Source organism: Bifidobacterium sp. POST2/T3 (B1), from assembly GCF_058197115.1.
On sequence record NZ_JBVPQK010000131.1, the window covers coordinates 1 to 6,848 of the forward strand.

Here is a 6,848-nt window from a genome sequence, read left to right on the forward strand (position 1 = left end):
AGCGTGGGCCATGACCTCACCACGATTATCGCCCTGACCCAGGGATTCGCTGACTCGGTTGAGACCGAGGAGCTGCAGGAGGTGCTTAAGGACATCAATCAGGTGGCCAGGGATGGGTTGGCCGACACCCGACAAGCCGTCCGTACCCTTGTTCAAGAGCATGAGGCGCTACCGGAAGGGTCCGATGATGATGGGCACAGGTTTGGCTCCAGGCTGCACACGCTCGACGAACTCGACACCATGATTGCCCATGCCCGCGCGGTTGGTCTGGCTGTCGTGTCTACCGAAACAGGGCATCAGCGGCACGATCCCAGACAGGACAACCTCTGCTTCATCATCAGCAGGGAGGCAATCACCAACACGCTCCGGCACGCTTCAGACCCGAGCACCATCGTCATCTCCCGTGACTATGAGCAGGACGGCACCATCCGTATCAGCATTCACGATGATGGGCACGAGAATGAGCATGGGCGAACCTTGGGCGATTGGGAACCGGCCATGCATGATCATCAAGGAGTGGGCCTAAAGCAGATTGGCGAACAATGTCGACAGATGGGAGGGAGCCTGAGTTGCGGACCGAGCGAGAACGGGGGATGGACGGTAGAAGCCATCCTGCCTGGCACCAGCGAGAAAGGGTGCAACGCCCATGATTGACCTGATGCTGGTCGATGACCTTGCGCTCCTCCGCAAGGGGTTGGTGCGCATGATCGAGGCCGACCACGATTTGCAGGTCGTCAGACAAGCCTCCAACGGTCAGGAGGCAGTGACCATGCTTCGAGAGATGAAAGCAGCCGCCCAGCCGTTGCCTCGGGTAATCCTCATGGACGTTCGCATGCCGGTGATGGACGGCATCAGTGCCACTGCGGTCATTGCCAAGGAGTTCCCCGACATTCGTACGCTGATTCTGACCACCTATGACGAAGACGATTATGCCTTCACTGGTCTGCACGCAGGAGCTTATGGATTTCTTCTCAAAGACGTATCCACCAGAGACCTGCATCGAGCCATTCACGCAGTGGCCGATGGTGACGCAGTGCTCACCCCCCGTATCACAGCAGAGCTCATCAACCGTGACAGAGCATATGCACGGCATAAGGTCAGTGACCCGCAGGCCCGGCAGCAGCTGGATAAGTTGACCCCCAGGGAGTACGAGATAGCCGGGCTCATTGCTCAGGGGCTGTCCAATCAGGAAATAGCCCAGCGTCTCACTCTCGAAATCACCTCCATCCGGCGCTACGTAAGTCGCATACTCGACAAGACCGGCCTGCGAGACCGTACACAAATCGTCATCACATGGTTTCAGGCCGGAATGTCTGACTGACGATTCATGACCAGTTGTTCAGGGCATCGCGAGGAGAAAAGCAGAAAGAACAATAGATTCCAGAGCTACGCTTTCGTTGACCTGATGAAGCTGAAGCTGGGAACTGAAGAACAGAACTTAAGTTTGGAAGAACCTTGTTGAACATTGTGATTCTTGCTGTATTGAGTTCCGACTATTCACCCATGTGCGCGATGTCCCTGTGGCGCTTGTCCTCTTTGAAAACCCCAGTTCCGTTGAATGCTGCTCAGGTAAGCTGAAACACAAAGTGGTGGTCAAGCACTCGACAGAGGAGGTGGACCATGAGAATCCATCTGGTGAGGATGGATCACCCGGGGGCGGTGGATGCCGAAATGATCTGGGAATATCTGCAGGCCTGTCGTGCTCGGCCTGAGGATGAAGCGGCCGGGCTCGGCCCCCTGGAGGACTGCCACAGCCTGGATGAGGTTCGTCAATCAGGCCTGCCGGAGGTGGCTCGTCAGGCGCGCGGCGATGATCTGCCGTCGGGATTTGTGCCCGCCCTGCAGTTCGCCGCCATGGACCCCAGCGGCAAACTGGTGGGGATGATTCAGCTGAGGCTGCAGCTTACGCAGGCGCTTCTACGCTCGGGCGGCAACATCGGCTATTCAGTTCGCCCTGATTGTCGTCGGCGGGGTTATGCCGGGCTGATGCTGGATGATTGCCTGCAACGGGCGGCCGCTCTTGGCATGAGCCGGGTCCTGATCACCTGCTCCCCGTCGAATCTGGCCAGCCGCCGGACCATCCTCTCGCGTGGCGGGCAACTGGAGAATGTGCTCCCCAGCAGATCTGGTCAGCCAGTAGAACGGTATTGGATTGATTTGTCTACGAAACGAACAGATCGGTAAACGCAATCTTGGATGCAAAAGCAGCTTTCATGTAATTGCTTCCTGGCTAGGCTCTCTGCAATGATTTTCTCCGGCTATGACGTATATGCGCATCCAGAACGCGAACTTATTTTAAGCTTATTTTGAGCGAATGCCGGTTAGTGTATATTTTGTTTTTATGCACATTCCGTGCATTATGTACGACGGCAAAGGAACCGCCATGAGACAAACAGCTTCGACACAGAAACCATCCGATAAGCCGCAAGTCATTGCTGTCAGGTTTTTTGCCCTGGCATTAATTCTCGCCCATGTTATATCGTTTGCCACCGGTTCACAGTTCTGGGGTTCATGCACATACCCAGTAGCTTGGCTAATGATGATTGTCTTCATGATGGTAAGAGACTGGCGGCGAAACGGTGAAGGCCAGCATCATTCGAGATAGCCAATACGCGAAAAGGGCGAAATAGTGGGTTCCGTCGATAACTTGCAGAGTTTCGCATCATCGCCGTCGCTGTTCGTTCGCGCGGTTTACTGTTGTCGGCGGTCAACCTCCCCACTGGTGAGCATGAGCCGGGGGAACAAGCATCGCACTTTTCTCAATATCCGCTTTTGCTGATACTGGTATGGCTTCTCTTACCAAAGTGCCGATTGGGAACAAAGTAGATGTACCCGTCCGCCCCTTGGCGGCCCGCTTGATAAATGGGAATATGCTGTTCCAGCTGCAGGTAAACCAGTAGTGGAATCAGTGTTTGCCAGTACGTGCTCTTGGATGCCATAATTTGTGGGACGGTGGCGGTTTTATGTCTGATCCAGCTTGTATCTTATTAGAAAATGTCTGAAATTCTGGGCTCATGGGTGAGGAAAGAATATGGATTAATAAGCTATCGTAGTTGAAGCAGATGGTCTCATGGCAAAGACTGTCGGAGCCAAAAATCACCAGAATATGCTGGGCCGGAATTTGAACGGATTCTTTCCCTTGCCTGCCCAGACTCAGCAAATTGAAATAGTCATGAATAGATCAGCAACAATAGACGGCACAACCCGCGCTTTACCACATCAGTATTGACGCTGAAAGGCTCTGGAATGGGCAATATCGAAGTAAGCGTATCGAACCTTACTGTTCGAATAAAGAACAAAACGATTCTCTCTCATCTTTCATTGGAGGTTGAAGAAGGGGCCTTCCATGGGGTCATCGGGCCAAATGGCGCTGGAAAGACAACCTTGTTCACCGTCTTGGAAGGACTGCAAAAACCGGTTGAGGGAACGGTCTCTGTTCTGGGCCAGACGCCCTATCCGCGCAACTTGGCCCTGCTCCGCCAAATAGGCATCTAGCCTCAAAAGTCGTCCTTCTTCCCTAAAACGACGCTCCTTGAGCACCTTACCGCAGTGGCGGATATCTACCAGGTGCCCCGGTCGCGTGTGGACGATCTTATTGATGCATTGAAACTGGATCATGTGGCATCCAACAAGGTTGAATCATTATCCGGCGGCGAACAACAGAGACTGGCCATCGCCACGGCTGTCGTCCACCATCCTCGGCTGCTCTTTCTGGACGAACCCACTGCTGCCCTCGACCCCGAGTCACGCCACGATCTTGTGAGCCTGCTCAAATCCAGTCAGCAATTGGCCGCCACGGTGCTTTATACGACGCACCATCTGGATGAGGCGGAGCGGTTGTGCAACGTGGTCTCGATCTTGGCGGATAAGCATATTCTCGTGACGGCCAGTCCTAGCAAGCTTATTGCGCAAGCAGAGATGGAATCGACCATTCTTCTTCCGAATGCTTTGGATCAGGCCGATCACGTAGCCCGTCTCGTGGGGGCTGACTATGTAAAAACCACACCCGACGGTCTGACAGTTCGCACCAGGGATACCGGAGTTACTTTCGCGAAATTGGTTGATTCCGGGATCAATACAAGCCAGGCGCAAGTCAAGGATGGGCGTCTGGAGGATGTCTACCTTCGCCTTCTCGAAAAGGAGAACGTCAAATGAGCAGCTTCAAAACTCTATTCAAATTGATGTTCCACTACGATATTCGTGACTGGTCCACCCTGGTTTTTACCTTTCTCTTTCCGATAGCTCTGTTATTGGCGCTGGTCCTGTCTTTTAAGAGCTACGTTCCTGGAGTTGATATTGCCAGTCAAATCAGCGCCAATGTCATTGCATTTGGCGCGGCCTATGTGGGTATTTTTGCAGGTGCTTCGCACCTTGCTCTCTGGCGTGAGAATGGCATGCTGCAGACGGTTCGCAATTTTCCTCTATCCTGGAATGTGATTATCCTCTCCCAGGCTGTTGTGGGTATCGTCGTCCTCCTGGCGCAGGCTGTAGTGCTTGTCATCTTGGGAATCATTATGGGAATGAGGCTGAAACCGACATTTTTGTCGGGATTGCTTCCCCTCGTTCTTGGCTATCTTTTGTTCTTTTTCCTGGGTGTCATTATCGCCATGATAATTTACTCCATCGCAGGGGTATCCATCCTTGCGAACATCATTATTCTGCCCCTGGGCTTCATTGGCGGAGCTATGATGCCTGTCAATATGCTGCCGTCCTGGGTGCAGACCATCGCCCCGTATACGCCCCTATATCACATGCGGGAGGCCTTATCGATGATGCTGATCGGATCGGGCACCTGGCCTCATGCCTGGCTCGGGATCCTCTACCTGGCCGTGGGCTGCATTGCCTCAGGGCTTGTTTCCATCTACGGATTTCGCTGGAAATGATACTTTTGATGGCTATGCATCTTTTGTCGCCATTGCAGGAGATTTCTCGAATGGTAGTTGCGGACCTTGCTGAGCGTAATTCCTGCGATAGTCTTCCTACTTGCCTGCGACTGCCTTGGGTGTAAGAGGGGTCCTGAGCATCTGCTGACCTGCCAGTGTGAAAGAGACCGATAGATTCCTCGTGTCTTAGCGCGTCTGAGGGGTTCTTCTGAGAGAATGGCAGGTATGGTCTGGCTGATTGTCCTGGTATGGGTGCTGGTGGTGGCGGCATTCATTGTATTCGTCATGCGTCTGGCGCTTGGTGAGTCCCAGGACCGTGCCTTCTCCCAGTCTCTGGATGAGCGTGTACGCCGGGCGGCCCGCCGTCAGCAGGAACGAGAGAATCGGCTGCCGCGGATAGCAGGAGGGCATCTGTCTTTTGCCCCTGGATCGGACGAGGGCGCATCAACTGCTGAAGATACTGAACATCCTTATCCGGTCTATGTCAATTCCTCCTCCGTGGTAGAGGTTCGAGGCATGCTGGCCTCCGATTCCACGGACGAGATAAATCTGCCTCGGCCCCCAAGCGCTGATTCCGCGTCCTCGACCAGCCCGAGACAAAAGAAGAATGTTGTACCGTCGGTTTCTGCGACCTCTGGGCCTCCAGCCCCCAGGAGCTCCACCCTGCGATCATCAAGCCCTGAGCCTTCGCGTCGGCAGCGAGGGGAGCCTCAGCCCACCACCTCCGACATCATGCCCGCAGTCCAGAGCGGTCTGCAGGCGGGAACGAGCCATCCGAGCGGGAAGTGACCGCTGGTGGTGACCATCCGTGTCCCTTTTCGCCTTTAGGCTGGTACCTATGACAACACAGCAGCTCCTTATTCTTATCGCGGTGTTGATCGTCCTGTTGCTGGCAGTGGTCGGCATTCTGGTGGCGGTCCGTAAACACCGGTCCCAAGGGGATTCCGCGCGCCCCGACAGTGCGGTAAAGCTTAGTGATAGTGGCTCCTCTTTGTCCCAGGAGTCGGCGACAGCTGTAGCGAAAGATCAAGCTAAAGACCAATCTGATGCTTCCTTAGCAGCTTCGTCAGATGACAGGGCAGTCCAATCTGCCTCGCGTGGATCTGGTGTTGCTCCCAATTCAGACGCTTCTACAGATTCGACTGGCTCAGCCGGTTCAGTGGCTTCCAGGCAGTCGTCCTCGGCTGACCAATCAGCATCGTCGGCACAGGAGGAGCTGGCGCATCCGGAGGCCTCTGCATCCCGCATGACCAGGCTCAAGGCCAGACTGGCCAAGAGTCCCAACCCCTTTGGCAAGGCCCTCTTTGCCATTCTGACCAAGGACCATCTGAGCGAATCCGACTGGGAGGATGTGGAAGACACCCTGCTCATGGCGGATGTGGGTGCCGAGGCCAGCGAACAGCTGGTGAAGCAGCTGCGCGACGATGCCCGGATCACAGGGCAGAAGGACCCCGCAGCCGTGCGTCGTGGCCTTCGTCAGCGTCTGATCGATCTGGTCGACCCTGATATGGATCGGACTCTGGCGGCTGCCCGTCCTCAGGCCAACAGGCCGTCGGTCATCATCATGGTGGGTGTCAACGGCACGGGCAAGACCACCACGGCGGGCAAGCTGGCCCGGCTCTTCGTGGCCGATGGCAAGTCGGTGGTCATGGGTGCCGCCGATACCTTCCGCGCCGCCGCCGCTGACCAGCTGGAGACTTGGGGTGGCAAGGTGGGCGTGCCCGTGGTCCGCAGCGACCGCGACGGTGCAGATCCGGCCTCGGTGGCTTTTGAAGCCGCCGAACGGGCCAAAAATGATCAGGCAGATGTCCTCATTGTGGACACGGCCGGACGTCTGCAGAACAAGGCCAACCTGATGGATCAGCTGGGCAAGATCCGGCGGGTGATCGAGAAGAACCTGCCCGTGGACGAGGTTCTGCTGGTCCTGGATGCCACCACCGGGCAGAACGGGATGATCCAGGCCCA

6 protein-coding genes and 1 pseudogene are annotated in these 6,848 nt (G+C 55.5%); all 7 read left to right on the forward strand.

Annotation, left to right across the window (positions count from 1 at the left end):
- Positions 1-654: sensor histidine kinase (locus tag AC0AP0_RS07195; RefSeq protein WP_490429912.1), on the forward strand; the 654-nt coding region annotated here is incomplete at its 5' end.
- Positions 647-1,321 carry a response regulator gene (locus AC0AP0_RS07200; RefSeq protein ID WP_490429914.1) on the forward strand — a complete coding sequence of 225 codons (675 nt, stop codon included), beginning with the start codon at positions 647-649 and terminating at the stop codon, positions 1,319-1,321. The genes AC0AP0_RS07195 and AC0AP0_RS07200, both read left to right, overlap by 8 nt.
- 299 nt (positions 1,322-1,620) lie before the next feature.
- Entirely contained in the window at positions 1,621-2,184 is a 564-nt protein-coding gene (locus AC0AP0_RS07205) for a GNAT family N-acetyltransferase (protein WP_490429915.1), read from the forward strand.
- Between the two features lie 1,062 nt (positions 2,185-3,246).
- Positions 3,247-4,155, forward strand: a pseudogene (locus AC0AP0_RS07210) (ABC transporter ATP-binding protein).
- The gene (locus tag AC0AP0_RS07215) at positions 4,152-4,883 is read left to right on the forward strand and encodes an ABC transporter permease (protein WP_490429916.1); all 732 of its coding nucleotides are present in this window, start codon (positions 4,152-4,154) and stop codon (positions 4,881-4,883) included. Before AC0AP0_RS07210 ends, AC0AP0_RS07215 begins: the two are co-directional and overlap by 4 nt.
- A gap of 225 nt (positions 4,884-5,108) precedes the next feature.
- Positions 5,109-5,672, forward strand: coding sequence for a hypothetical protein (locus AC0AP0_RS07220; RefSeq protein ID WP_490429917.1), 564 nt, complete (start codon positions 5,109-5,111; stop codon positions 5,670-5,672).
- Between the two features lie 49 nt (positions 5,673-5,721).
- Positions 5,722-6,848: signal recognition particle receptor subunit alpha (locus AC0AP0_RS07225; RefSeq protein ID WP_490429918.1), on the forward strand; the 1,127-nt coding region annotated here is incomplete at its 3' end.

Bases quoted from the DNA above. Each gene is read 5' to 3' on its own strand.
- AC0AP0_RS07205 (WP_490429915.1), top strand. From the start codon at position 1,621: ATGAGAATCCATCTGGTGAGGATGGATCACCCGGGGGCGGTGGATGCC.
- AC0AP0_RS07220 (WP_490429917.1), top strand. From the start codon at position 5,109: ATGGTCTGGCTGATTGTCCTGGTATGGGTGCTGGTGGTGGCGGCATTC.
- AC0AP0_RS07215 (WP_490429916.1), top strand. From the start codon at position 4,152: ATGAGCAGCTTCAAAACTCTATTCAAATTGATGTTCCACTACGATATT.
- AC0AP0_RS07200 (WP_490429914.1), top strand. From the start codon at position 647: ATGATTGACCTGATGCTGGTCGATGACCTTGCGCTCCTCCGCAAGGGG.